The sequence below is a fragment of the Marinimicrobium locisalis genome (assembly GCF_039822625.1).
Classification (GTDB): Bacteria; Pseudomonadota; Gammaproteobacteria; order Pseudomonadales; family Cellvibrionaceae; genus Marinimicrobium; species Marinimicrobium locisalis.
This window is the reverse complement of record NZ_JBDLLG010000002.1, coordinates 45,668-71,504: the sequence shown is the minus strand read 5'-3', so window position 1 is coordinate 71,504 and position 25,837 is coordinate 45,668. Positions and strand designations below refer to the sequence as shown.

Below are 25,837 nucleotides of genomic sequence, written 5' to 3'. Positions count from 1 at the left end.
CACGCCAGCCCCTTACTCCAACAGGCCGTGGCCGAAAATCCGGTCGCGGCCTGCCTCCCCCAGATCTTTCGCCTGGCCGGCCAGATACCGCACCACGTCCTCACTCGACGCCCGTTGGCTGGCCAGGGCACAGGCCACATGGGCGGTCACCGTCGGCGCCGCCATGGAAGTGCCACTCTCATGGCCAAACTTTCCATCACCCCGGGTGGTACGTACCGACACACCGGGCCCGGCAAAATCAATGTGTTCCCCCCGGTTGGCCCAGCGATACACCTGCCCCTCGGCATCCACGGCGGTACTGGCGATCACGCCCTCATAGGCCGCCGGGTATAGCGGCGGGGCGGCGGGGCCCTCATTGCCCGCCGCCGCGACCACGGCGGTACCCCCAGCGGTAATGCGCTCCATGGCGGTGGCGAGTATGCGGTTATCGGGCCCCGTCAGGCTCATATTGATCACGCTTACCGGCTGCTCGGTCAGCCATTCCAGGCCCGACACCAGATGCATCATGGTGGCGCCCTGAGCATATTGGTTGCGGCTGTAGAACACAGACGCGTTATAGAGCGTCGCCCCCGGCAAGCGGGCCGGTGTTTCGCCAATGATCCCCAGCATCAGACCGGCCACCGCCGTGCCATGCCCGGTGGGTGGCCCTGTTTCCTCGGCACCCTCGGGGTCCGGTAAAAAGTTTCGTTCCACGATGCGGCTGTTGATCAGCCCGGGATGCTCGGTGGCGATCGCGGTATCGAGCATGCCCACCTTTACGGCCTGTTCGCACAGAGGCTTGCGCGGGCGCTCGGCGAAGGCCGAGGATGGCTTGCCGGCCTGGGGCCTGTAGATGTGATTGCGATCCAGTCGTTCGGCCAGGTTCGCCGGTAAGGCGCTGTGCAGAGCGGCATAGGAATCCAGCCGTGCCGGCACCCGGAAGCGCACCATGTCCAGCCCCATAGAGGACAGGCGCTTTCGCTCCAGAATCTCGACATTTAGGGCGGTCAGCAGCGCCAGTTCCCCGGGCGCGAGCATCAGAAGCCACTCGTGCTGCACGGCCCGCCAGCCGTCTTCCACCTCCTCGTCGATAAACAGGGTGGCGCCCCGGGAATCCAGTATTGGCAAGGTGCTCGGAAGGGCACCCAGCGGCTCTACCGGTGGGCGCAGATTCTCCGGGAGTCGGTCCGGTAAAGGGGTCTTGAGCCGGCGCTCCAGGGCACGGGTGACATCGGGGAGGGAGTCCCGGGGCAGGCGCTCTACAGAATCAATCGAGCGCTCGACCGTCTCTGTCACCGCCGGTAAACCCAGTTGAGCCTGGGCAAATGGGCCAAGGCCCAGCAGGCAGAACACCAGCGGCGGCCACCTTGTCAGTCTTGCGGGTCGGGGCTTGGGCGAATGGTGAGTGCGGACGTTGGCTTTCATGATCGCAGTTCCGATGAGGGTGAGCGTTTGGCCCCTGGGCCACCTGTTACTATAACGGGCTCACCCGTTAGTACATTCCCCGGGCAGGGAATAATAGCCTGGGAATAAAAAACCCGCTGGCCCGTTAACAGGGTACAACAGCAAGGTGTTGCCCATGAAAAGTGATTTGACCGAGGTATTGCCTCAATTAAGACGATTCGCCTACTCGCTCACCGGGTCGATGGACGAAGCCGACGACCTGCTACAGAGCACCGTGGAGCGAGCGTTGACCCGTACGGTACCCGAAGGGGTGGAACTGACGAAGTGGCTGTTCCGGGTTTGCAGGAATTTGTGGATCGACGGCTACCGATCCCGGAAGGTCCGCCAAGAAGCGACCTTGCAGCCTCAACTGCAGGAGCGCGAAATCGTCGACGGAGAGCGGGCCATGTCGAGCGAAGTCGAGCTCGATCAGGTCAGCCGCGCCATGGACAAGCTGCCGGACGACCAGCGCCTGGTGTTGTCGTTGGTGGCCGTCCAAGGCCTGTCCTACAAGGAGGCGGCCGCCACTTTGGAAATACCCGCCGGAACCGTGATGAGCCGCCTGGCCCGCGCCCGAACCGCTCTGATACAAAGCCTGAACTTATCCGTAGCGAGGACCCGCTCATGAACATCAACGATGAAACCCTGTCGGCCTTCCTGGACGGCGAACTGCCCCCGGCCGAAATGGAGCAGGTTCGCGCCCGGCTGGCCGAAGACCCGACACTGGCCGACCGCCTGGCGGAGCTGAGCGCTGTGGACAACCTCGTGAGCGAGCGCGCCCACGCCATTGATGAGCGGCCATTGCCGAGCGACATTCAACAGATGCTGGCGGAGGACGAGGCCAAGCCCGAGTCCGCCGAAGTCATCGCCTTTCCCTTGTGGCGCCGGGCCCGTCAGGCGCTGAACGCGCAAACCGGTATGGCGGCCGCTGTTGCCCTCGCTCTGGGGTTCGGTCTGGCACAGTTCACCGAAAACGTCGGAAATCCGCAAGCCGACGCTTTCCAGCCCATCGCCCAGCGTCTGGAAACGCTGCCCAGCGGCACCACCGATGCCCTGCCCGATGGCCGGGAAATGACCCCCCGCCTGACCTTCGTTAACCGGGAGGGTCAGCACTGCCGTCAGTATCGGGTCACCGGCGCGGGCGAGCGATCGGAGAACATCGCTTGCCGAACCCGACAGGCCGATGCCGGTTGGGAGCAATTGGCCAGTATTCGGCAGCGGGCCGCGGAGCCCGGCAGTTATCAGACCGCCAGCGGTGGCTCTTTGCTGGACAGCGCGCTGGACCAGATGATGGCCGGCGGCATCATAGAGCCGGAGCAGGAAAAGCAATTGATTGAGCGTGACTGGCAGCCGTCGCCATAGGCCATCCGGTCAAGCGTTAAAGCCGTTAACCCGACAACAGCGAGGCAGTGTATGAAAAAGCCAATGGCCGTCCTGATGATGCTTCTGTTGATCAGTGCCTGTGCGGGCCCGGTCTACCAGCCCGCCAAAGGCGGCGGCTACGGCTACCGGGAAAGCCAGGTGGCCGATAACCGCTACCGCGTATCGTTCACAATACGCGGCGACAACCGCTTCGAAGCCATGGACTACGCCCTGCTGCGCGCCTCCGAATTGACCCTGATGGCAGGTTACGACTGGTTTGTGGTGGTCGACAGGCAGGTGGACGGTACGAGGGAGGAGTCGGGAAGCAGAGTGAGTGCCCGCCGAACCCAGAGCACGGAACGCCACTGCGGCCTGCTCGGCTGCACCACTTCCTCCAGCCCCAGCACCGCTTACGGCGCCGAGATCCGTTCGGGTGATCGATCAGAGCAGGAAGTGATTCTGGAAATCCGCCTGGGCAAGGGCATACGCCCCACCGAAGGCGACAGCTACGACGCGCTGGAAGTCCGGGACAATTTGCGCAAGCGTGTGGAATAGGGCAGTAAGTGTCCATCTTGTCCTCCACCGCGTGTCGCGGGATGCCTGGCTCTCGGCCAAATTCATTAATGCGTTGTGACGAAGAGAGATGCCAATTAGCAAGATAAAGGTACAGTTCAGCGCCCACTCCTTGTACCATTGGTTGTCGCCCCTTTCATTGTTGCCAGAAGCTCTCGTACTAAAGCTGCTGGGGCGACACTAACGCCCGTGAGTGCAAAAGCGGTCTCGGTTTCTCCTAAGACAGAGGTTTGCAATATCATGATCACTATTCGGCGCGCCACCTACGATGACGTGCCCGCTCTGCATGCATTGGCCGAACGGTTTTTGCTCAAAAACTTAAAGAATCCGGAAAGCACCGGGTTTCTAATTTCCAACTTTTCTCTCGATGCCTACAAACACTATGTCGATACGGCGGAATATTTTTGGGTGGCAGAGCAAGAGGGCAAACTTGGTGGGTTCTTGCTGGCCTATAAGAGCGAGTCTATTCAACCAGAGGAAGTGGTCAACTCTTGCCTGCGTTATTCTGTTATCCAACCTTTTACGTTGATTAAGCAAATTTGCGGTAGTGGTGAGGTACGTGGGGCCCCCACGGCGCTTTACAATAAGTTATTTGAGGAAATGGAAACGGATTTAGCGTTGGCGGCAGTGGTCAACGAACCTCTGAATACCAAGTCGATTGACTACCACCGTAAGCTGGGTTTCTCCCACTTGTGGGACTTGCACCCCCCGGCCGACTATGACGGTGTGGTTCGTGCGCGGTCGATATGGTTTTACTCCAAAACCAATACGCGACCTCAAACTCGCATGGCTCAGGTGGATCGCCCGGAGCTGGTGCAGCACCTGATAGAAAAAGAACAAGGTACGGTTAACCTCTACATGCACGAAGACAACTTAAACTGGACCAAGCTGGGCATGCTGGTTAGCTTTATGACGGCCATACTGACGGCCTTTGCCTTCTTGCTGGAGCGTGATGCAACCACCACCAATAACTGGATAGTCAGTGTGTTGGTGGTCTTTGGTTTTGTTGTAAATATTATGTTCTACCTGAAATTAAAATCCGGGCTTGGTTTCTTAAACCACCACAAGAAGAACCTGCAGCGATTTGATGAGGCGATCTCCGGTATGTTGCCGTCCGTGCCCCATTATCTGGATCTGAGCACCGCTAAACGTTCAGTCACCGTTCGTGTAATGATTGCTCTACCGGTTTTCAGTTTGGGGCTCTGGACGGTGTGCGCGGGCTTGCTTATTCACCGGTATTTTTTGTAAAGCCGGATTGGCGTTGCACTAAAATTGTTATAGCTTTATTTCATAAAAACAGCGTATATACTAACAGCTAGAGAGGAGGAGACGAACGCTAAGGCTTCGCTCCTTTATCGTTAGGTGACATTTGATTTAGTGAGAATTAGTGCTTTAATCAACAGGTAGCACTATGACTAATATGATTGAATCACGTCCACCTTCGCTTTACTTGAAGTGAGGGCTACCGGACAGAGTGGGAGGATAGCAGCTTGAAAAACGTATTCCGTAAAACAACAATTTTTCTAGCCATGAGCGGCCTACTGAGCTGCGCGACGGGAGAGAAAACGCCAGAAACCACCGAAGCTGAGGCGAATACGGAAGCTTCGACAACGAACGCCATAGAAAAGTATGAGGCCTATACTCAAAAATTCTCCGAGGAAACGTTAATTACGCAGAACCACGCCACGGGTCACGTAGGTGATTACTTCTTCACCCATTGGAAGGACGGTGGCGCCGCTTCACTAACCTTGAACCCGGAGGGCGAATTCAGCGTCAGCTGGGAAGGTGGTGGCTACAACTACGTCGGTGGCCCGGGGTGGCACTTCGGTGATAAAGATCGGGTTATCGGCTATCGATTCAATGAGGATAGTGGCGCAAGCTATATTACCTTGTACGGGTGGGGCTACGACGAGACGATGTCGACATCAAACCCGGAGCACTTGGTGGAATATTATATCTTGCAACGCTGGACCTACGACCCCAGCCAAGATGGGATCTATGGTAAAACGTTCACCAGTAATGGGGTTGAGTATTCCACGTACCGTTCGGTACGGGAGCAGAAGCCCTCGATCAATGGCCCATCCACTTTCTATCAGTACTGGAGCAAGCCTACCGAGCAACGGGAGCTGGGAGAGGATTACGAGATTATTTTTTCTGATCACGTTGAGGCTTGGGCCGACACCGGCTGGATTATACCGGACATGGACAACCTGAACGCCAGTGATGACCCCACCTATCAGGTTATGGCGGTGGAGGTGTTTAACCCCGGGAATGACGGCACGGCCTCCGGCCGAGTGTGGGATGCGGGAGCTGAGTAAACAGGTCGTATCGCTCACGGTTCAGAGGTGCTCGGCACCTTCTTAGGTGCCGGGTTACAAACGCAAGCGGTCGCCTTGTCTGCGTAATGCGCAGACAAGGCGCTATTTAAAGCAGGTTCTTCTTGTTAAACGTCCACTCAGAGTCTTGGCTAAGGCCCGCCGGGTCGCCGACAAATAATTCCGCCGCTTCCTTGTCGTTTTTCAGTTGCCACTTAAACCAGGCTGCCGCTACTCTGGCGAACTCACCGCCGTACTCTTGAGAGTAGGTGCCTCCGTGGCCAACGTCCAGGTTACCCACAAAAACCGGGACATGGTCAATGCGCTCTACATCGTTCATACCATTTTCGTAAGCGATGTCGGAGGGCCCGCCGAGTAAGTAGAGCGTGGGCGTGTGAATCTTTTTCAGCTGCGTTTTATCCACTTCCGGTATGCCGGGGAGTTTTTCTGGCATAGGATCGTTGAATATACCGCTATTGCAGATCAGCAGCGTAGAGGTGCGTGGATCGTCGGCTACCTCCAGCGCCTGTAATCCCCCGCACGACATACCGCTGACTCCAATCTGCTTCGGGTTTAGTTTTTGATAGTAAACGCTATCTTTATTGCTGTTCTGGGCGATGGCCCAGTCAATCGCGTCCACTAACTTTGAGGAGGCGGAGTGTTCGGTAACTTGCTCACCCTCTTTTGTGGGCATAGTGCCAACGGCAATGACCAGAAAACCATGGGAGGCGATTTCGTTCAAAAAGTTAACATGTTCCCAGGGCGAGTCGTGGCAGGCGCCGTTGCCCCAGACAATGATTGGTAGCGTATTTTTTTTATCAAGGTCACTGATATTCTCGGGTCGGAACAATGTATGAGTCGGTAGGGACCCGTCGCCCATCATTATGGCGCTATGCTCGCCCGTGCCGCCATCTTCAATGACCCGTGAGGCCGTCGTTCCAGCCACGCCCGGGTTCATCAAGAAGGTTGCCAATAAAAAAATAAAAACACCGACTTTCTTCATGTGAAACTCTCTCTTATCTCGTCAATGTGTATCGAAAAACGCTATAATTATTAGAGGTGCCCTTAAATGGATTGACGTTCGGCTGGCTACTCCGCGGAGATGCCAACTTCCAGGGCAATACGCTCGCCTTCCACTGAATCAACCTCTTTGGGCTCAAGAAGGCGCACCCGCTGGGCGTCGACGCCACTCTCCTCCTCTGGGTTGACCAGCGCCTCTCGCACCGCTGAGGCCCTTGCGTTGGCGATGGCCTTGAGTTCGACGTCCGTGGCCGATTGGGCGGCGATAACCTTTTCGGCTAAATGATTGCGGTAGGCTAAGCCATCAAAGCCCGTGGTATCCGAGGAGTCGCTTTGCGTTTTGGTAAAGCGCTCCCGTACTGACTCCAGGTCAACCTCCGGGTAAGCGGCGCTAAACATCGTCTCGACCGCACGCTGATTGTCTTCGGCTGTGAGGCTGGGTTCCGCAACGCCGCGATCCATTTCAGCCAAACGTTGTCGCAGGGCTTCAATCGCTTTCTTCCGTTGTACAGCGGGGCCGTCGTAGGTCGAGCTGAAGGGACCGGAGAGCTCAATTGCCAACGCCGGGCGTTGGTTAAGGGCCTCGCGGAGCTTGGCGATACGCGCTCGCTCGGGAGGGAGCAGGTCGGACCGACCCCGTGGGAACTCAACCTGTCCCAACTCTTCTGATTCGGCACCCACAAGGCTCGCCAAAAATTGAAACGGTGCCTGGACGACAGATTTAATCGCATCTCCCAGTGCCTGGCGGACCACCTGCGCGATGTCGAATTCCGGGTCGCCAACACTCCCGCTCACCGGGAGGTCAAGATCAATGACTCCCGCGTTATTTTCAAGCAAAGCTATGGCGAGGTCCAGCGGCAAGTCCATGGCGTTGCTGGCGGCCATCTTCTCGCCGAGCTTCAGGTCATGCAGCACTAGGTTGTTTTGTCCGTCGAGTTGCTTGCTTTTAACCGTATAGTCGAGATCGAGGTCCATGGTCCCTTCGGCGATTTTGCGACCGGCAAAGCGCACGGTATAGGGGGAGTACTCCGGAATTTGGAGGTTGCGGAAACGCAGCCGCAGGTTGGTTTTCCGTGTGGGGTGCCAAGCGTGAAGTGCGCCTTCCACCTGCGCCAGTCCATATTCCCCGACCTGGCCCTCCAGTTTCACTTCCGCCGACTGGGCCGAGGTGGAGCTCAAGGTTGATATTTGGCCACTTAACCGGTGGATGCTCTTTGAGAAAGGCAGAGGAAGAGAGTGGTCCGCAAACCGCAGGGCGCCGTCGATCAGCTCTATACCCTCAAGAGTGATTTCAAACGGCGCTGGCTTCTTGTCCGCAGTGTCCTTGTTCGAGTTGTCGGAGTCATTCTCGGCCGGGCGGTTCACCATAAGCTGCGAGAAATTGGTCGTTCGGTCCTTATGGACGACCACTCGACCGGAGAGACTATCGATGATAATCGCGCCGGTTTCGAGCTGCTTTTCGGCCAGGCGCAGATGGAGCTTTTCGGCTTGCAGGCTTTTCCACCCAATGAGTGGCTCGTCATTGGAAGCGTCCGTGATATTCAGCGACTTCACACCGGCGGAGCCCTCAAAGGCGAAGGGTTGCCTCGCCTGGGTGAGAATGTCGCCACTGAGGCTGAGTGTGCCACTATCGATATGAACGTTCACGAATTGGCGCAGATAGGGTTCGCCCTGTGCCAGCGCCAGCCCGTCGATTTCGACGCTTCCCTTAAGGGCCGGAGTCGGAAGCAATTGAAGCTCACCGTCGAAGGTGATTAAACCACCGCCCTCTAGCCGACCGTCCAAGTGGAGTGGGGAGCGCGAGCCCTTCTCCAGCGAAAAATTCTCGACCGCTAGACTCAGATCCTGCAAAGCCAGTGATACTTGGCGTGTATTGTTAGCATTAGCGGTTCCGTTCTGGAGGTTGTCAGCGAAACGCAGCACACCGCCTTTTACACGCAATTCATCGAGCGTTAATGCCGGCAATGACGCCGAGCCCTCCTTCTCCGAGGCCTTCTTATCAGAAAGTTCGCTTGCCAGTCGGGTGAAACGGGTTTCACCCGAAGCGAAACGCTCTTCTTGAATGATCGGGTTGTCGAGATGGATCGCCTGAAGGGTCCAGGCCCCGTTCACGAGGCTTCCCCAGGAAAGATTAACGAACAGCCGGTCCCAGCCGATCAGTAGTTGGTTGTCGGTGTCCTCAAGTGCGAGCTCGTCGATTTGCAGCGTCAGCGTATAGGGGTTGGCGTGTACGGATTCAATGCGGAGTTCGCGCCCCAGGTTTTCTCGAGCGGTATTCACTGCCATCTCGTGAACCACCCAGGGCACCACAAAAAAGCCCAGCAAAGTGTACAAAACGACAATCACCAGCAGCCAGAAACGAATCCGGCGCGGCGACGCCCATCGAGTTCGCAAATAACCGCCAAACCGGCGGAGAGAGTTATTTTGCATACGTCCACATCCGTTGGAATGAGCCATAATACACAAGGGTATACCTGTCTAAGCTGAGCGTCACCTCTGGGCGCGGCTGGGCTCTACTCGCCCTCGAATACGATTGAGTGTCACGGCGCCAACGGCGCACGTATATAAAATACGCCGCCATTGGCCTTTCGCTATTCCTGCCAATTATCCCACCTCTCTTGTGCCGACTGCTTCCGCGCAGTATGCTTATCCCTTATATTCTCAATGACAATAAGTATGACAAAATAAATAACGCTCTCTATCGGTGATTCGGTTAAGGCCGCTCTAAATTCTAAGATAATAATAGGAAATTATTTATGAAAAATAACACGGTACGGTGCGTCATTCATCAAGGTTTGCTCTGGAGCTTGCTTGCTTCCCTGTGGGGTTGCGGTAGTTCTGATTCGACCCCCGACGACAATAGCAGTAGTAGTAGCGAAGCGTCTTCCAGTGCCTCATCGGAAACTGTGGCTTCCTCAAGCAGCGCCTCCAGTGAACCCTCCTTGGTGGTGGCGCTGAATGTGGGTGGCTTCTCTGAAGTGAGCTACAACGGCGTTACCTATCAGCCCGATCGGTTTGCGGAGCAGGGCGCCCCAAACAACACCTCCGACGAGATTGGCGGCACGGAAGAAGATGCGCTGTTTCAGACCGAGCGCTACGGTTCCTACACCTATGAAATTCCGGTGACCGAAGCGCTGTATGACGTACAGCTTCACTTTGTGGAAATGTATTGGGAAGCCAACGGTGAGCGCTCTTTTAACGTCCGTCTAGAGGACGAACTGGCACTGTCGGAACTGGACCTGTACAGCGAGGCGGGCCACGACCAGGCCTACTCCTACACGGTGGAAGGCGTCCAGGTGAGTGACGGACATCTGACCGTTGACGTGGAAACCGTCATCGATAACGGCACCTTAAGTGGTATTGCTGTTTACTCGGTGGAGGGTGAGTTTGTTCCGCCACCGGAAGAAGAGCCAGAGCCCACGGTACCGGGCGAGCCGGGTACCGCCGGCGCCGAGAACACGGGCGCGGATTGCCCCGTGCCGACCTTGCCCCACCCCAGTGAGTTGCCCGCCATTGCCAAGCTCCCGGACCCCTTTATGGGGTTGGACGGTGAGCGCCTCGCTTCCAGGGAGGAATGGCGCTGCCACCGCCAGGACTTGAATTGGCAGCTACAGCAGTACGAAGCCGGCGTTAAGCCCTTCAAGCCCGAAGCTGTGGCGGGCTCGGTCGCGAACGAAACGATAGAAGTGACCGTTGGCCACGAGGGCGAAGAGATTACCTTCTCGGCGTCGGTGACGTTGCCGAGCGAGGGCGAAGGACCCTTCCCGGCGATGATTGGCATTGGCGGGTCGACGCTCGACAACGAATACCTTGCCAGCCAGGGGATTGCGCTCATCAACGTCAACAATAACGCCTTGGGAGCCCAGGACGGTGGGGACTCGCGCGGCACCGGCCTGTTCTACGACCTCTACGGCAGCGACCACTCCGCCAGTTCCATGACCGCTTGGGCCTGGGGTGTAAGCCGTTTGATTGATGTACTGGAAGCCTCGGAAGCGGAGCTCATTGATGCCTCCCGACTCGGGGTGACCGGTTGCTCGCGCAACGGCAAGGGCGCCCTGATGGTGGGGGCATTGGATGAACGAATCGCTCTGACCATTCCTCAGGAATCCGGTGCCGGCGGGGCGGTGGCCTGGCGTGTGGCGCAGGCCATGGCGGACGATGGCGTCAACGTGCAAACCTTGAGTCAGGCCGCGGGCGAACAGCCCTGGTTCCGGGAGTCGTTTGGCTCCACGTTCGGCGGCCCGAATGTGGCCCGCTTGCCATTCGACCATCACCAGCTAATGGGCATGGTGGCCCCGCGCGGTTTGTTGGTGATCGACAACGACATCGATTGGTTGGGGCCCAAAGCGGCCTATGTAGGCACCGCCGCGGCGAAAGAAATCTACCGCGCGCTGGGTGCGGCGGAAAACATCGCTTACTCGGAGAACGGCGGCCATACCCATTGTGCCTTCCCTGACCATCAGCAGGACATACTCGCGGCTTTCGTTCAGCGCTTTCTGTTGGGCGAACCGGGTAGCACGGGGGTAATGCGTTCGACCCAGGCCGGTGAAGAGGATGTCGCCGAATGGGTGAATTGGGAGACGCCCACGCTTGAATAAAACGCTAAAGTGAACCTTCCTGGACCGGTGCGCTTTTTCGAAACGCACCGGTTTTTTTGCTTCTGATAAGGCCCCGCTGAGCCGGGTTTGGAACCCACGCGGTTTTCGTGTAATTTGGAGCCTATCAGGTCATTCTTCAGCTACCTGATAGTGGGCCACTGGGGTATGGAGTGACTCCACTGCAAAACCGATAAAAACATTGAACCTGAACCGGACTCGTTGCGACTCACGGGTTTCAAGAGGTTCTTGCAGAGCGAGCACTGGATGGCCCTGGCCGCATTTCGACCCCTAACACTGATCACCTTACTGCTCCTGGGCGGCTGGTTGACAGTGCCCGCTTCCCTGGCGGCCGTCCCCTCGGAGGTGCGGTTAAAATCCCCTCAGACCCAGGGTTTTTATCAGCCGCGCGAGCCTCTACGCCTTTTCTGGGCCGGCACCTCCATCGCCGATACCGCGGGCCCGCTTAGCCTGGAGCTCGACGGCATGGATGTCTCCGCCTTGGTTCAACACCGCGATACCGGGTGGACCTATGTGCCGGTACGCCCCTTGGCCCCCGGCCCCCATGAACTGCGAGTGATGTTCTACGGCAAGCAGGGGGAGGTGAGGGAGCTGGGTTACTGGACCTTTGAGGTGCGTCACTCACAAGCCCTTCGCTCGGCCCGTCTCGAGGGTCAGTTGGACCTGGCGTTGAGCCGGCGGGTAGCGCAGAGTGAGGGCACCGGCGGCGACGACTTCGGGGCTCAGGGTGGGGGCTATCTGGCGTCCGAGCTCAGTGGGGATCGTTGGCGGCTACGCAGTCATCTCGACCTGATGGCGGTGGAGGATAAAACACTGGCCATCGCCGACCGGAGAGTGGACCTCGCCCGGTTTCACCTGCGTGGTGACTTCGATCGCTACCACCTGACCCTGGGGGACCAACAATTGGCCTCCGCCAGTTTAATTCATGACGGTTTTGAGCGCCGCGGTATCTCCACCGGCGCTCGTCTGCCCCTTTGGGACGGCGCTGTGTCGGTGTATCAGGCGACCGGGCAACAACAGCTGGGCATTGATGCCGGCCTGGGCACGGATGAGGAAAACAACCGCCTAAGCGGGGGGCAACTGTCATTCTGGCCCTGGCAGGGGGACACCGCCCAAGTGATGATTGCCGGTGAGCGGCTGTCGGGCCGAGTTAACCAGCCGGACTACGGCAGCCTGGACCCCAACACTCAGGCAATCTTTACCGAGGGGGACGCCTGGAACGTCAGGATGGACGGCCAGTTCTTTCAGCGCCAGTTGCGGGTCCGCCTGGAAAAAGCCCAGAGCGAATACGATTTTGACGGCGTGAACCGGGGTTTTGACCCGGAAGAGGGTGAGGCCTGGTCGACGCTGTTGGTTCTGGACCCGACCCCCTCGGGAATGGACGCCCTGGATTGGCGGCTGGGGTTGGAGTCCAAGAAAATGGGAACCTGGTACAAAAGCTTGGCCAACCGTTACGCCCCCGCTGACAAAAAAATGGACCGGCTCTTCTTCGACTTCTCCAAAAACCAGTGGACCTGGGATGGCAGCTATGCCGTGCAGGACAGCAACCTCACCGACGATGCCAACTACGCCACTTCCGAAACCCGACAATGGAATCTTCGGGCGGCCTATTTCGATGCCGACTTGCCCGAGGGGCCACTACTCACCTTTTTGGGCCAACCGAACTACACCCTCACTGCCAGTGGCACCACGTTGATTGATGACTATACGCCGCAGGGGTACTTGGCCAATGACCTGCAAACCCGGCGCTACGGTCTGAGCGCCGCCTTCACCAAAGTCCAGCTTCAGTGGTCGGCGGGGTTTCATTACGACACGGTGAAAGATCGCACCGGCTGGCAGCCGGAAACCCGCACCCGGGCCACGCAACTGGACGCCGGCTGGAACCTCACGAGGCACTACCACTTTTTTATCGGATGGGAGTTTCAGCATACGACCTATCCGGAGCAGGGCGTCAGTACCGACCGCCACTTGTATTCGTTCGATGCCAATGCGGAATTTATCCCGAATCGGCTGCATGGCGGCGTCAGCGTGGGCCTAAACCAGACCAGCGCCCGAGAGGATCCCTTTTTTGCCCAGTGGGACCAAACCACTTACCTCAGCAGCCATCTCAACTGGCGAATTCGCGAGCCCGCCCGTAACAGCGCGGGGCTGGAGCTCATCCTGTCGGTGACCCGCAATGACTATCAGAACTCGCTCTTTATGGCCAGCTCGGTGCAGGGCTATCAGGCCTTTGTTGAACTGCGCACCAGCGTGCCGGTGAGCTACCCAGGAGCGCGACCATGACCGCCGTCCGTTTTGCCATTGTTAGCCTTTTTGCGGTGTGGTTTGCGCTTCCCGCCTCGGCCCAGGAGGTGGAGATCTGCCCCGCCGCTCAACCCTGTTCGGTCTCCCGTCCCGTGATGGCCGGCACCGAGACTCGGGTGTCGGTACTCTGGCAAGGCCGGGCCTTCGGTGACCGCATTGGCACGGTCAGCTCGGATGTGGGGTATTTCACCCTGGGGAACCAAGCCGTGGGCGAACCCCTGGGCGTGGTTCGTCAGCCTCTGACCGAAAGGCTCACCGGCACGCCCGATGGCCGAGCCCTCACCTTCAGCTTCAGTGAAACCTTGACCATACCGGCCGAGGTCAGTCGGCAAGCCGCAGCGCAGGGGGCTCGAGAGCTGTCCTACATTCGCCAGTTCAGTATCCACGGCATGCCGGTCACGGGCGTGCAAACGCTTCGACTTTCCAGGCCCCTGCCCAATGCGGCGCGCTCCATTCCCGAAGGGGCGGATGTGACCGCCAGTGGTTTGATGCTCCGGCGGGTGGCGCTACGCTTTGACGATGGCGCCGCCGTGGCCTCGGTGGCGCGCGCCGAGCGGTTGCGGGCCCGGGCCGACATTCACTACGACCGGGCCGGTTTGCTGGAGGCGGTATGGGAAGTGGCTACCCCGGCCACCACTCGGGGTGAACCTCTGTTTCGCCGCCTGGATAACGTGCGCGAGTACCTGGGCGCCGGGCAGGTGGCGAGTTTGCGCAGCCCGGCGCTGCCCACCAAGCAGCCCGGCCTGTACCTGTTGCGGCTGCGCGTGGTTCACCCGAGTCTGGCAGAGAATGACATTGTCCTGCGCTATCAGGTGAGCGGTGTCTCGGCCACAGTGGCCGAGCGTGTCCCGGTAATGAATGTGAGCACTGATAACAATACGGCGCTTGGTGCCGACACGGAATTCCAATGGCGCGCGGTTCCCAACACCCATGCCTATCAGTTGGCGCTGTATGACCAGCCCCCGGAGCAGCGCTCGCCCGTCGAACCGGAACAACCCGGCAGTGAACCGGCGGAATTCGACACCGCCCCCACCACCGGACTGATGGTAAAGGGGAGTGCCCGGCGCACCCGCCTGTCGCCCGCGGTTCTGTATCAATTGGTGCCCGGGCATACCTATTACTGGCGCCTGGTGGCAGTTGATGCCAGTGGCACCATTCTGGCGGCGAGCCCATTACAACCCCTTCGCACCAAACCTTAAATAACCCGGATACCGACTATGGCCGTTTCGGAACAGGACACCGACGAACGTTTACTGCATGCCATGGCCGGCGGCGATATGGAGGCAATGACGGCCTTTTACCGCCGCCATGAAACGCGACTGTATCGCTACTTGCTCGCCAAATTGAACGATTCGTTTGCCGCGGCCGACCTACTCAATGAGGTGATGCTAGAGGTGTGGCGTTCGGCCGCTCGGTTCGCCGGGCGGGCCAAAGTCACCACCTGGATGTTTGGCATCGCCCACAATAAAGTCATGAGCTTTTGGCGCAAACAGGGCCGCCGTGAATTTACGGAGTTGGATGACAACCTCCCGGATGATACCCCCGGGGCGGATTTGGAGCAGGCGCTTTCGGTGGTTAAAGATGGAGAAGTGCTGCGTGCCTGTATGCGGACCTTGTCTGAGCCCCATCGGGAAGTGCTGCACTTGGTATTTTTTGAAGAGCTGGATTATTCGGAAATCGGTCGCATCCTGAAGGTGCCCGAGGGTACCGTCAAATCCCGCGTGTACCACGCTAAAATTTTATTAAAGAAACAACTGGCCAATGCCATGAGGTCCCCGTGAAAGAGATTGATGAACAGTTGAACCTGTGGGCCACTGGTCGCCTGCCAGAAGCCGAGCGCCGCGCGCTCGAACAGAAAATGGAGGAGGACCCGGCACTGGCTCGTGAAGCGGAGTTTGCAAAGGCGCTCAAGGGCTCACTGCAGAATGAACCGGTGACGGGCCCGGGAGAACTCGGGTTGGCACGGTTGCAAAAATCCCTGCGCGAGGAAGGGGAAGACCCCTCGGCCCTGTTGCCGAGGAAGAACTTCTGGAAGCCCGTGGCCATTGCCGCCAGCGTTATTGTGGCGGTTCAGGCGGTCATGCTGGTTGGCCCCGCGCCCTGGGAAGACGGGTCGACCGTGGACATGGCGCCGGCCTCCGGGGAGCTCGTTCCCCAGGGGCCAAGGCTGCAAATAGTATTCGCCCCCACCGCGACCATGACCGATATTCAGACCGCGGTACTGAACGTTAACGGTAGCATTGTCGCCGGTCCCAGCGCCCTGGGTGTGTTTCGGTTGGCTCTATCCGAGGAAGCCTCCACCGAAGCGGCCGTCCAGACGTTGCGGGACTATGACTTCGTGGAAGAGGTAATTGCGCCATGAGGTTGGCGGGCGCACGCTTGGGCATTGTGTTTGTAGGTCTGTTGGGAGCTTTATTTTCTTCGTCGGTGCTATTGGCACAAGCGCCAGTAGCGCCGGAAAATACCGCCCGTGAAGTGAAGCGCGCGGAACCACTCCCCCGGAAAAGTCGGCGGGAAGAGGGCCGCTCGCAAAACGAAGTTGCCACCGAAAAGCCAACAGGCGAGGAGGAAAAACAACAGACCGAAGCGCCAGGAGAACCACAACGCCCAAGCGCGGCCGAACCGTCGAGTCGGGAACCGGCGATCGAGGCAACACGCACTCCCCGGAAGGCGGTCGAATCGCGCAAAGAAGCGGACGTCGAACACCAACCGGAGCAAGATGTTAGCGAACCCGAACCCGAACCCGAACCCGAACCCGAACCCGAACCCGAACCCGATATCGCCGAGCCGGCGCCCACCCGACCGGCGATTCAGCGCGGGGGCAGCTTGCTGGGGCGAGCACCCCCGCCTCCGCCGCCCGTGCCGCCTCCCAGTCCTCCCTCCGACGACGAGACGACCGACCCGGATTCGTTGCCTTACGAACCGGGCGAATTGTTGTTGGTCAGTGCCGATATGGCCGAGGCGCAGTCGGCGGCTCGGCAACTCCAACGTTATCAATTGCGCATCAAATCCCGCCAGCGCCTCGATAACCTGGGGCTGGTCCTCAGTGTCTTTCGTCTGCCGCCCGATGCAAACGCCCCTGCGCTGGCCGCCCGCGTGCGCGGGGACCTTCCGGATCTGAACCTGGACACCAACCAGCGCTATCAATTGCTCAGCGAACGGCGTCGCTATGCGCGACGGGCAATAGGCTGGCCGGAGCCCACTGGCGCTTGCGATGCTCGCTTTCGTATCGGCATGTTGGATACCGCCGTGAACGACCGGCATCCGGCCTTGGCGGGCGCCAATCTGACCCGGCGGGAATTTGTCCGTGGTGAATCGGCGGAGCCGGAGCACGGCACCGCCGTGGCCAGTTTGCTCGTGGGCTCGAGGGGCTCGCAGACGCCCGGCCTCTTGCCGGACAGTGAACTTTGGGCCGCCGAAGTGTTTCGCCAACGTGGGGAGCACACCGACACCAGCACTGAGATTCTGCTCTCGGCCCTGGACTGGCTGGTCGGGCATCGGGTGCAGGCCGTTAACTTGAGCCTGGGGGGCGAGCGCAACCGGGTCTTTGAACTGGCGCTGGACAATTTGCTTGAGAGAGACATTGCGCTGTTCGCGGCGGCGGGCAACCAGGGGCCCGATGCGCCGCCGAGCTTCCCGGCGGCTCAGCCCGGCGTGGTTGCCGTAACCGCCGTCGATGCCGCCGAACGCCTGTACAGCCAAGCGAACCGGGGCGAGTATATTGATCTGGCCGCTCCGGGCGTGGATGTCTGGGCTGCCGATGGCGAGAACGCCGGGCGTTATCACACCGGAACCTCTTTTGCCGCGCCTCTGGTCACGGCCGCCTGGCTGGTGGCCGGGCAGCGGGGTGTTGGTCTGAGCGATACCGCCAAGGACCTGGGTGCCGCCGGACGGGACGAAGCCTTTGGTTGGGGGTTGGTGCAAGTCGGTGGCGAATGTCATTAGTAGAGCCTTTCCCTATTGTGGCGTAGCCGTGTTTACCGTAAGTCGCGGGTCCCTAGCTGCAGGTTCATAAAAAAAGCCGGCTGGGAGCAGCCGGCTAAAAGGGTAAGGATTAAGTGACGGGGTTACTCCGGGCAGGCGACACCGCCGGCGGCATCTTCACACTGCAATGCCAACTCGACACTTTGGCCCTGAGTGAAGGACTCGTAGGGTTCAAAGGTGTAGGTCATGGAGCCGTCGTCCCCGGTCGCCATAATCTGTACCCACTCGCCCTCGGCTGACATGCCTTCCGGAAACTCCAGTGTGACCGAGTCGCCCAAGGCCACCCCCGGGAAGTTGCCGATCTCCAGGTAGCCCACCCGGTTGCCTTCCACGAACACCTCGATATCGCAGCTACTGGCGGAGCTGCTCGGGCCGTTGATGCAAGAGAGGTTGATACTCTGCGCTGCCGCGCCCTGTACCGTTTCTTCGTCCAGGATGACCGAGACGCTGCCGACAAGGCCGGTTTCCATGCTGCCGGAGAGTTCGACGAACTGACCGTTCTGGCTGTAGGCGCCGTTGGAGTGGGCGGACCATTGAATCAACGTGGCTTCTGCAGGAACGATCAGGCTCTCACTGTCTTGAATCAGAACGTCATTCTCGGTAAACACGGTACCGTCTGAGAGTGTGGCAAGCACATCAACCGTGCAGGGGATGGAAACCCCGGAGCCGGCCAGGCATTGGACGTTCACTGCTTCAATCGGAGTGACGGCCAGCGACACGGTCACGTCCCCGGCCACGTCAGAGGTCGCCGTACCTTCTCCCAAAACTTGCTGGCCATCGACAGTGATCGGGTAGGGCGTTTCCGCGGACCAAGTCAGTTGGGTGTTTTCATCCAGGTTGGGCCAGCCGGTGACAATGGTGGCACCCTCTGCCGGAACGGAATGGGTAGCGGTTTCGGTACCGTCGGTGAGCGTAACTGAGCAACCTACCGGGCTACCGTCGGGTAACTCGCAGCGCACGAGGTTCTCGCTGCTCGGCTCACCCAAGTCGATGATGACATCGCCGGACATGTCCGTGGTCTTTTCGCCCATCAGGCCGAACTCGGAAACGGCGGACCAACCGATGGTGGCGCTGTTGGGCATATTGATAATGGTGGCGCCGCCGGCTGGCAACTGCCCGGCGCGAGTAAAGATCGAACCGTCATCCAGTTCAACTTCGGCGTTAATGCCACAGGGTACGGCGCTGCTGTCGCCCAGCCGACACTCCACATTAATGCTGCCACCGTTTTCGAACTTGAAATCCCAGTTCCACGTGGAGAAGTGACTGACTTCGGCGCGGACCGCCAAACCTACTGGCGAGGTGGCCGAGGCCACTACCGTGCCCATGGTCGAGTCGTCTTCCACCCATAAACCCTGGTCTTCATCGAAATGCCACATCGGTATGGTGCTGCCGATGGACAGTGCTTCGTTGTTGATGCTCTCTACCGGCAGATCCATCTGAATCTCGGCGGTGGCGTTGGGGCTCAGTTGCAGGTAATCCCCCTGGGCGTTGTGCACGTCCACCGTCATCATCCCGGCGCTAATCAGCTCCGCCGAATCGCCGCCGGCATCCAGTGCCTGGGCGTTGCCGGGCATGGCGTTAAGGTCCTCGCCGGTGATATCCCATGGGGTGACCTGCACGGTGGCTTCGCCGGAGGCGGGTTCGCCATCGGGGGTGACAAAGGCGTTGGCGGGAAAGGTAATCCGCGCGCCCAGATCCACGGCGCTCAAGGTTCGTGCCGCCTCAATGTCTTCCACGCTGAGAGTCTGCTTAATGGGCATAAGGCGAATGGGCACGATCCCATCGCTTTCACCGTCGATTTTCAACGCCTGCGGGATAAACCCCTCGGCTTGCGCATGCACCCGGTAGGATTCCCGGGTTTCGGGGCTGAACTGAACCCGGCCAGCCGCATCGGTCTGGGCGGTGGTGTCCTCCCCCAGGGTAACGGTGACATCGGACAAGCGGGCGCCATCGTGGGTTTGCACCATAAAACTCAAATCGATGTGTTCCGGCACAGGCTCCGGGGGGTCGGTCTCATCAACGGGGTTGTTGGGTAGTGGGTTACTACTGCCGCCACAGGCGAACAGACTGCCGGCGAGCAGCGCAACGGATAATGCCTTCAGGCTGCTTGGGGTTTTGGATGGGAGCTGATTCATAATAATTGCCTCTTCGGTGGTATGTGATAACAGCGTGTCCGGTGAGGTAGTCGCAGCGGCTTCCATCCAGGTTCAAAGTAAAAAGAAGAAAATGTAGACCCATGGGCCACTAGTTCCCGTCTCTCATATGATCCTATAGACTATAAGCCTGTGTTTTCAGAGCCCTTACACTTTCTAGGCTACGCTATGGGGGTAGCTCACATTCGGAAAGCAACCAGAGGTATAAGCAATGAATAAAACTCCATGGATCACCGGTTTGGCCTTACTGTGTGCCAGCGTGACCGCCTCGGCGGATGTAAGCCTGCCCCGGCTGATAGACGACGGCATGGTGCTGCAACGCGATACCCCCCTCACTCTGTGGGGTTGGGCCGATGCGGGGGAGGAAGTAAGTGTTCACTTTCTTGATAGAAGCCTGAAAACCACCGCCAGCGAAGCGGGCCGATGGGAGCTTACCCTGAAAAAAGTGCCCGCCGGGGGCCCTCATGAGCTGGTGGTTGAGGGAAACAATACAATCCGAGTGAAGGATGTGCTGGTGGGGGATGTCTGGCTCGCCTCGGGCCAGTCCAACATGGAGCTCACCATGGCTCGGGTCCGGCCGCTGTATGAAGCGGAAATGGCCCGGGCCGACTACCCCGAAGTTCGCTATTTCGAGGTGCCGGATCGCTACAACTTCGATGCGCCCCAACAAACGCTGGAGGGCGGTCATTGGCAAACGGTCACCCCCGAAACCGTGTCCGGTATTTCGGCGGTCAGCTATTTCTTTGCCCGGGACTTACACCGTGAGCTGGACGTGCCGGTGGGTGTCATCAACGCCGCGCTCGGGGGTTCGCCCGCCGAAGCCTGGCTGAGCGAAGAGGCGTTGAAATCCTTTCCGGCACACCTGCAAGAAGCCAAGCGTTGGCGCGATGATAAGCTAATTGAGACGACTCAGGCGGAGGATCAACAGCGCGCGCAAGCCTGGTTCGAGCGCCGGGATAAACTGGACCCCGGCTATAAAAACGGAAAAGCCTTGTGGGCTCAACCGGATGTGGATGACAGCGACTGGGACACCGTCGAGCTCCCCGGTTTTTGGGGCGAAGAGGGGGAGGCCAACGGCGTCTGGTGGCTGCGCAAAACCATCGAGGTGCCCGAAAGCTGGGTCGGCAAGCCCGCCTTTTTGGAGTTGGGCCGGCTGGTGGATGCCGATGTGGCTTACTTAAATGGTGAGCAGGTCGGGCAGACCGGCTATCAGTACCCCCCGCGCTGGTACCCTCTGCCCGAAGGACTGCTCAAGGGGGGCGAAAATACCCTGGCGGTGCGCTTGACCAGCCAAAATGGTCTGCCCGGTTTTGTGGAAGACAAGCCCTACGAATTGAGCTGGAAGACCGAGACGATTGATCTCACCGGTCAATGGCGCGTCAAACAGGGCGCCCAGCTGGACAGTCTCGCCTCCCAGACCTTTATCCGCTGGAAGCCGATGGGGTTGTACAACGGTATGATTGCGCCGCTGACTGACTACGCCCTCAAAGGGGTGATTTGGTACCAGGGCGAATCCAACGTCGGTCGCGCGCAAGAGTACGCCGACCTGTTCCCGGCGGTTATTGAAGACTGGCGGAACCAGTGGGACCAGCCCAAACAACCCTTCCTGTTTGTGCAACTGGCCAACTACCTGGAAGCCAAGGGCTCGCCGCAAGACAGTGAGTGGGCCCGGCTGCGTGAAGCCCAGGAGCAGGCGTTGACCCTGCCGGAAACCGGTATGGCCGTGGCCATTGATGTGGGTGAGTGGAACGATATCCACCCCTTGAACAAAGAGGCCGTGGGTGAGCGCTTGGCACTGGCCGCACGCTCGGTGGCTTATAATGAAAAGGACCTGGTGGCCTTTGGGCCTCGCTACCGCAAGCACCGGGTGAAGGGCGAACGCGTCATCGTTCGCTTCGACTCCGTGGGTGGGGGCTTGAAGTCCTGCGACGGCGAGCCGTTGGCGGAATTTGCCATCGCCGGGGAAGACGGCGAGTTTGTCTGGGCCGACGCCGAAATCAAAGGCAAAAAAGTGGTGGTGTCCAGTGACGCGATTGAGAAGCCGAAGGCGGTGCGCTACGCCTGGGCCGACAACCCGGAGGAGGCCAACCTCTGTAACGCCGAAGGACTGCCCGCCGCTCCCTTCCGCACAGACAGCGAATGAAGTAAGTACTAGCTGACGGGGAGAGCGGTGCTGTTAATGGGACTTTTCAGCACAAAGGATGAGTGCACACCGCTCACGCCGTCAATGCGGGTCAGCTTCTGCAACAGGAACTGCTGGTAGGCGTCCATATCCCGGACAATCACCTTCAGTAGATAGTCAGCCGACTGACCGGTAATCAAATGGCATTCCAGCACCTCCGGGTAGCCGGCGATGGTCTCTTCAAAGGCACTGAAGCGGTCCGGGGTGTGTTTGTCCATGCTGATTTCGATAAACGCCATCAGGTGCAGCCCGAGCTTGCGGGCATTGAGCAGCGCCACATAGCCGTCAATCAACCCCGCCTCCTCCATTTGCTTAACCCGCCGCAGACAAGGGGAGGGCGACAGGCTGATGGCTTCGGCCAGCTCCTGGTTGGTGATGCGGCCCCGCTTCTGCAGGGTTTCCAGGATTAAACGGTCGTAACGATCCAGACCTTCGGTCATGGTGGCATACTATGCTTGGTTGGCGTTAAATATTGGAATATAATTCCAAAACGAGCGATTAAGGCAACATCTTAGCAATTTATCGCCGCCTTGTAAGCCATATACTATCCCCATGCCTGACAGAGGAAGAGCGGCGGGCCACAAGCCCGACCCCCGGTACTCTCCCACCGCCACAAGCGGTGCTCTGAGTTCAATGCCCGAGGCCCATCCGGCCGAGGACCTTCCGCTCTCTCCCGGGCATCCTTATTCGCCAAGAAACACCCGTGCAATGGAGCCGAGCCATGATTGCCAACCCATCCCAAAAATACCGCCGCTTTGAGCCGATCCAGCTCCCGGACCGTCAATGGCCCAATAAGGTGCTGAATAAAGCCCCCATCTGGATGAGCACCGACCTGCGCGACGGCAATCAGGCGTTAATCGACCCCATGAACGTCGACACCAAAATGAAGATGTTCAAGGCGCTGGTCGCCATCGGCTTTAAGGAAATCGAAGTGGGCTTCCCCTCCGCTTCGGATACCGATTTCAATTTCGTTCGCCGGTTGATCGAGGAAAACCACATTCCTGACGATGTGACCATCGAAGTGTTGACCCAAGCCCGGCAGGACCTGATTCAGCGCACGGTGGAATCCTTAAAGGGTGCGCGCCGCGCCATTCTGCACATGTACAACCCGGTCGCCCCGGCCTTTCGCCGCATTGTGTACAAGACCGACAAGGCCGGCGTGAAAGAAATTGCCGAGCGCGGCACCCGGTGGGTGAAGGAAATGACCGAAGCCCAGCCGGAGACCGAATGGGTCTACCAGTACTCCCCGGAGGTATTTTCCAGCACCGAAGTGGAGTTTGCCAAAGAGGTGTGCGACGCCGTCTCGGCCATTTGGCAGCCCACGCCCGAGCGCAAGATCATTTTCAATTTGCCGGCGACCGTGGAAATGTCCACACCCAATACTTACGCCGACCAGATCGAATGGATGCACCGGAACTTGAATAACCGGGAAAGCATTATCCTGAGCGTGCATCCCCACAATGACCGGGGCACCGCCGTGGCCGCCGCCGAGCTGGCGGTTATGGCCGGCGCCGACCGGGTGGAAGGCTGCCTGTTTGGCAATGGCGAGCGCACCGGTAATGTCGACCTGGTGACGCTGGCCATGAACCTCTACTCCCAGGGTGTGGATCCGAAGTTGGACTTCACCGATATTGATCAGGTGCGCCAGTTGTCGGAAGAGTGCACGCAGTTGCCGGTACACCCGCGCCACCCCTACGCGGGGGAGTTGGTGTTTACCGCCTTCTCAGGCTCGCACCAGGACGCCATCAAAAAAGGCTTTGCCGTGCAGGACCCGGAGGGCATCTGGGAGGTGCCTTATCTGCCCATCGACCCGGCGGACCTGAACCGCAGCTATGACGCCGTGGTGCGGGTGAACAGCCAGTCCGGTAAAGGGGGGGTTAGCTTTCTGCTCCAGCAGCAGGCCGGCTATGAATTGCCGCGCCGGTTGCAGATCGAATTCAGCGGCGCCGTTCAGAAAATCAGCGACGCCAGCAGCAAGGAGATCAACAGCGGCGATATCTACAAGCTGTTCGAGCAGGAGTACCTGCAAGTCACCACGCCCTACGGCTACGTCAGCAGCCGGGTCAGTGACGGGGAAGACGGGGTGGTAAACACCCTGATTCTGGGCAAGTACCAGGGGAGCGAAGTGGAGTTGACCGGCTCCGGCAACGGCCCCATTGACGCTGCCGCCAAGGCGCTGGGGGAGCATGCCGGGCAAGCCATTACCGTGGTGGACTACCACGAACACGGCCTGGGGGCCGGTTCCGATGTGGCCGCGGTCTGCTACGTGGAAGTAAAGGTGGGCGAGCACAAACCGGTGTTCGGCGTGGGCCAGGACAAGAACATCGTCGCCGCCGCCATCAAGGCACTGATTAACGGGGTTAACCGGGATATTGCGTTGGCGAACTAGCCGCTTTCAGCAACCTGGCCGCCGGCCGGTAGCCGGTAAAGGAAAGGAGAAAACGCAATGAGCGATACCGACCTGCGCGACCACCTGGCGGTGGAGCGCACCCATTTGGCTAACGAGCGTACGCTGCTGTCCTACATTAGAACCGCGCTATCGCTTTTAATCGGGGGTGGGGTGGTGCTCCAGTTTTTACCGGAGAACCCCCTGCTCAGTATCGTTGCCTGGGTCGCCATCATCGGCGGCGTGCTCATTGCTGCTATTGGCTTTTATCGCTTTGTGAAAGTCAGGAGCGAAATCCCCAAGGTTCAGAGTTGACCGGGCCGGAGCTCACGAGCGGCAATGAAAAAGCCTCCGGTAGGGTACTACCGGAGGCTTTTTGAGTTAAAACGTCGGTTTACGCCCGGTTCGCTTTGATGCGCCGCAGCAAGTCCCCAGTCAACCGAATACCCTCGGCTTCCGAGTGCTTGTCTCCTTCATACTCGATCCCCACCCAGCCGTTATAGCCCACGGCCATGACAATATCGATCATGCGTTGGAAGTTGATCGTGGTTTCCTCGCCCTGTTCATTAAACGCATAGCTCTTGGCGCTGACGGCGCGGGCATAGGGCATCAATTCCCGCACGCCCCGGTAACGGTCGTAGGTTTCTCCCGCTTCTTGGTCGATAACGAAGTTGCCAAAGTCCGGAAGGGTGCCCACCCGCGGGTGGTTGGCGGTTTCCATAACCTGGCTTAGCCAGCGGGCGTTGGAGGATAGACCCCCATGGTTTTCCACCAATACGTTCAACCCCAGGGGCTCGCAGTACTCGGCCAGCATCACCAAGCCCTCGGCGGCCCGGTCACGCTGCTCATCCCAAGTGCCTTCGCTTTGCGCATTCACCCGAATCGAATGGCAGCCCAAGCCGTGGGCGGCGTCGGCCCACTTTTTGTGGTTGTCCACGGTTTGCTTGCGGCCGGACTCGCTGGGGGCGCCCAGAGCGCCTTCACCGTCGACCATGATCAGCAAGCTTTGGACGTTTTCGCGGTCGGCTCGGGCGCGCAGGTCTTGGACCAGAGCCTCGGACAGTGTGTCTTTATAAAACTGGTTAACGTATTCGATGCCGCCGATATCGAACTCCTGGCGGGCAATCTGAGCGAAGTTCATGGGGTCCGCTTCGCCACTGAAAAAGCGCCGGTGCAGGGACCACTGTGCCAGGGAGATGTCGTAGGTGCTTTTCTCGCCCATCAGGCTCATACAGCCGGGGAGAGTGCTGGCCGCGGCCAGGGCGGCCGAGGCAGTGGCCATTTGTTTAATGAATTGCCGTCTTCCGAGGTGTATCCGGTCCATAGGGGCCTCACTTTATTGTGAATTGTGTGGGTTCTCATTCAGGGTGACAGTCTGCCGGAGTAACCGGTAACACGGCAGAACATCGAATTCGCATTGTACCCCCATTTCCAACGTGATTTGGGAGCGCCCGGCTCCTACTGAGCGATATTAATTATCAATAGTTCTCAGCAATAGGCTTTGAAAGCGCGTTTTGTTA

General features: G+C 59.1%; 20 protein-coding genes. 14 read left to right on the top strand and 6 right to left on the bottom strand.

What is annotated here, in order from left to right; genetic code table 11:
* Nucleotides 1-12 precede the first annotated feature (12 nt).
* Nucleotides 13-1,404 carry a S8 family serine peptidase gene (locus AAE514_RS02085; protein WP_347329844.1) on the bottom strand — a complete coding sequence of 464 codons (1,392 nt, stop codon included), beginning with the start codon at nucleotides 1,402-1,404 and terminating at the stop codon, nucleotides 13-15.
* Nucleotides 1,405-1,558: 154 nt separating this feature from the next.
* Between AAE514_RS02085 and AAE514_RS02080 the strand changes: the two genes are divergently transcribed.
* The 5 genes from AAE514_RS02080 to AAE514_RS02060 all read left to right on the top strand — a co-directional run bounded on the left by AAE514_RS02080 (nucleotide 1,559) and on the right by AAE514_RS02060 (nucleotide 5,675).
* Complete coding sequence (locus AAE514_RS02080; protein WP_347329843.1) at nucleotides 1,559-2,050, top strand: RNA polymerase sigma factor; 492 nt, start codon at nucleotides 1,559-1,561, stop codon at nucleotides 2,048-2,050.
* The gene (locus tag AAE514_RS02075) at nucleotides 2,047-2,784 is read left to right on the top strand and encodes an anti-sigma factor family protein (protein WP_347329842.1); all 738 of its coding nucleotides are present in this window, start codon (nucleotides 2,047-2,049) and stop codon (nucleotides 2,782-2,784) included. The genes AAE514_RS02080 and AAE514_RS02075 overlap by 4 nt, the downstream gene beginning before the upstream one ends.
* A 51-nt stretch (nucleotides 2,785-2,835) precedes the next feature.
* Nucleotides 2,836-3,339: a CC0125/CC1285 family lipoprotein gene (locus AAE514_RS02070; RefSeq protein WP_347329841.1), complete on the top strand. Its 504-nt coding sequence runs from the start codon at nucleotides 2,836-2,838 to the stop codon at nucleotides 3,337-3,339.
* 207 nt (nucleotides 3,340-3,546) lie between these two features.
* On the top strand, nucleotides 3,547-4,605 hold the full coding sequence (locus tag AAE514_RS02065; protein ID WP_347329840.1) for a GNAT family N-acetyltransferase: 1,059 nt from the start codon (nucleotides 3,547-3,549) through the stop codon (nucleotides 4,603-4,605).
* 242 nt (nucleotides 4,606-4,847) lie between these two features.
* Nucleotides 4,848-5,675 carry a glycoside hydrolase family 11 protein gene (locus AAE514_RS02060; RefSeq protein WP_347329839.1) on the top strand — a complete coding sequence of 276 codons (828 nt, stop codon included), beginning with the start codon at nucleotides 4,848-4,850 and terminating at the stop codon, nucleotides 5,673-5,675.
* A 106-nt stretch (nucleotides 5,676-5,781) separates the two neighbouring features.
* Here the strand turns inward: AAE514_RS02060 and AAE514_RS02055 are convergent, their stop codons facing one another.
* Together AAE514_RS02055 and AAE514_RS02050 are read right to left on the bottom strand one after the other, a co-directional pair.
* Nucleotides 5,782-6,675, bottom strand: a complete 894-nt coding sequence (locus tag AAE514_RS02055; protein WP_347329838.1) for an alpha/beta hydrolase family protein — start codon at nucleotides 6,673-6,675, stop codon at nucleotides 5,782-5,784.
* Between the two features lie 86 nt (nucleotides 6,676-6,761).
* On the bottom strand, nucleotides 6,762-9,122 hold the full coding sequence (locus AAE514_RS02050) for a DUF748 domain-containing protein (protein ID WP_347329837.1): 2,361 nt from the start codon (nucleotides 9,120-9,122) through the stop codon (nucleotides 6,762-6,764).
* Nucleotides 9,123-9,448: 326 nt separating this feature from the next.
* Here AAE514_RS02050 and AAE514_RS02045 point away from each other — a divergent pair, with 326 nt between their 5' ends.
* The 6 genes from AAE514_RS02045 (at nucleotide 9,449) to AAE514_RS02020 (ending at nucleotide 17,557) form a co-directional block, all read left to right on the top strand.
* The gene (locus AAE514_RS02045; protein ID WP_347329836.1) at nucleotides 9,449-11,290 is read left to right on the top strand and encodes a glucuronyl esterase domain-containing protein; all 1,842 of its coding nucleotides are present in this window, start codon (nucleotides 9,449-9,451) and stop codon (nucleotides 11,288-11,290) included.
* Between the two features lie 264 nt (nucleotides 11,291-11,554).
* A complete protein-coding gene (locus AAE514_RS02040) occupies nucleotides 11,555-13,591 on the top strand; it encodes a hypothetical protein (RefSeq protein ID WP_347329835.1) in 2,037 nt (678 codons plus the stop codon).
* Nucleotides 13,588-14,811 (top strand): hypothetical protein, encoded by a 1,224-nt coding sequence (locus AAE514_RS02035; RefSeq protein ID WP_347329834.1) that lies wholly within the window; start codon nucleotides 13,588-13,590, stop codon nucleotides 14,809-14,811. Before AAE514_RS02040 ends, AAE514_RS02035 begins: the two co-directional genes overlap by 4 nt.
* A gap of 18 nt (nucleotides 14,812-14,829) precedes the next feature.
* Nucleotides 14,830-15,393, top strand: a complete 564-nt coding sequence (locus tag AAE514_RS02030; protein WP_347329833.1) for a sigma-70 family RNA polymerase sigma factor — start codon at nucleotides 14,830-14,832, stop codon at nucleotides 15,391-15,393.
* Nucleotides 15,390-15,974, top strand: coding sequence for a hypothetical protein (locus tag AAE514_RS02025; RefSeq protein ID WP_347329832.1), 585 nt, complete (start codon nucleotides 15,390-15,392; stop codon nucleotides 15,972-15,974). Before AAE514_RS02030 ends, AAE514_RS02025 begins: the two co-directional genes overlap by 4 nt.
* Entirely contained in the window at nucleotides 15,971-17,557 is a 1,587-nt protein-coding gene (locus tag AAE514_RS02020; RefSeq protein ID WP_347329831.1) for a S8 family serine peptidase, read from the top strand. Before AAE514_RS02025 ends, AAE514_RS02020 begins: the two co-directional genes overlap by 4 nt.
* Before the next feature lie 122 nt (nucleotides 17,558-17,679).
* Here AAE514_RS02020 and AAE514_RS02015 read toward each other — a convergent pair whose 3' ends face one another.
* On the bottom strand, nucleotides 17,680-19,731 hold the full coding sequence (locus AAE514_RS02015; protein WP_347329830.1) for a hypothetical protein: 2,052 nt from the start codon (nucleotides 19,729-19,731) through the stop codon (nucleotides 17,680-17,682).
* 229 nt (nucleotides 19,732-19,960) lie between these two features.
* Between AAE514_RS02015 and AAE514_RS02010 the strand changes: the two genes are divergently transcribed.
* Nucleotides 19,961-21,892, top strand: coding sequence for a sialate O-acetylesterase (locus AAE514_RS02010; RefSeq protein WP_347329829.1), 1,932 nt, complete (start codon nucleotides 19,961-19,963; stop codon nucleotides 21,890-21,892).
* Between the two features lie 8 nt (nucleotides 21,893-21,900).
* Here the strand turns inward: AAE514_RS02010 and AAE514_RS02005 are convergent, their stop codons facing one another.
* Nucleotides 21,901-22,371, bottom strand: a complete 471-nt coding sequence (locus AAE514_RS02005) for an Lrp/AsnC family transcriptional regulator (protein ID WP_347329828.1) — start codon at nucleotides 22,369-22,371, stop codon at nucleotides 21,901-21,903.
* A gap of 281 nt (nucleotides 22,372-22,652) precedes the next feature.
* Between AAE514_RS02005 and leuA the strand changes: the two genes are divergently transcribed.
* Together leuA and AAE514_RS01995 are read left to right on the top strand one after the other, a co-directional pair.
* Nucleotides 22,653-24,320, top strand: a complete 1,668-nt coding sequence (gene leuA, locus AAE514_RS02000; protein ID WP_347329827.1) for a 2-isopropylmalate synthase — start codon at nucleotides 22,653-22,655, stop codon at nucleotides 24,318-24,320.
* 57 nt (nucleotides 24,321-24,377) lie between these two features.
* Nucleotides 24,378-24,632, top strand: a complete 255-nt coding sequence (locus tag AAE514_RS01995; RefSeq protein ID WP_347329826.1) for a YidH family protein — start codon at nucleotides 24,378-24,380, stop codon at nucleotides 24,630-24,632.
* 79 nt (nucleotides 24,633-24,711) lie between these two features.
* On the opposite strand, the gene AAE514_RS01990 is transcribed toward AAE514_RS01995, so the two are convergent.
* Nucleotides 24,712-25,641 carry a sugar phosphate isomerase/epimerase family protein gene (locus tag AAE514_RS01990; RefSeq protein ID WP_347329825.1) on the bottom strand — a complete coding sequence of 310 codons (930 nt, stop codon included), beginning with the start codon at nucleotides 25,639-25,641 and terminating at the stop codon, nucleotides 24,712-24,714.
* Nucleotides 25,642-25,837 lie beyond the last annotated feature (196 nt).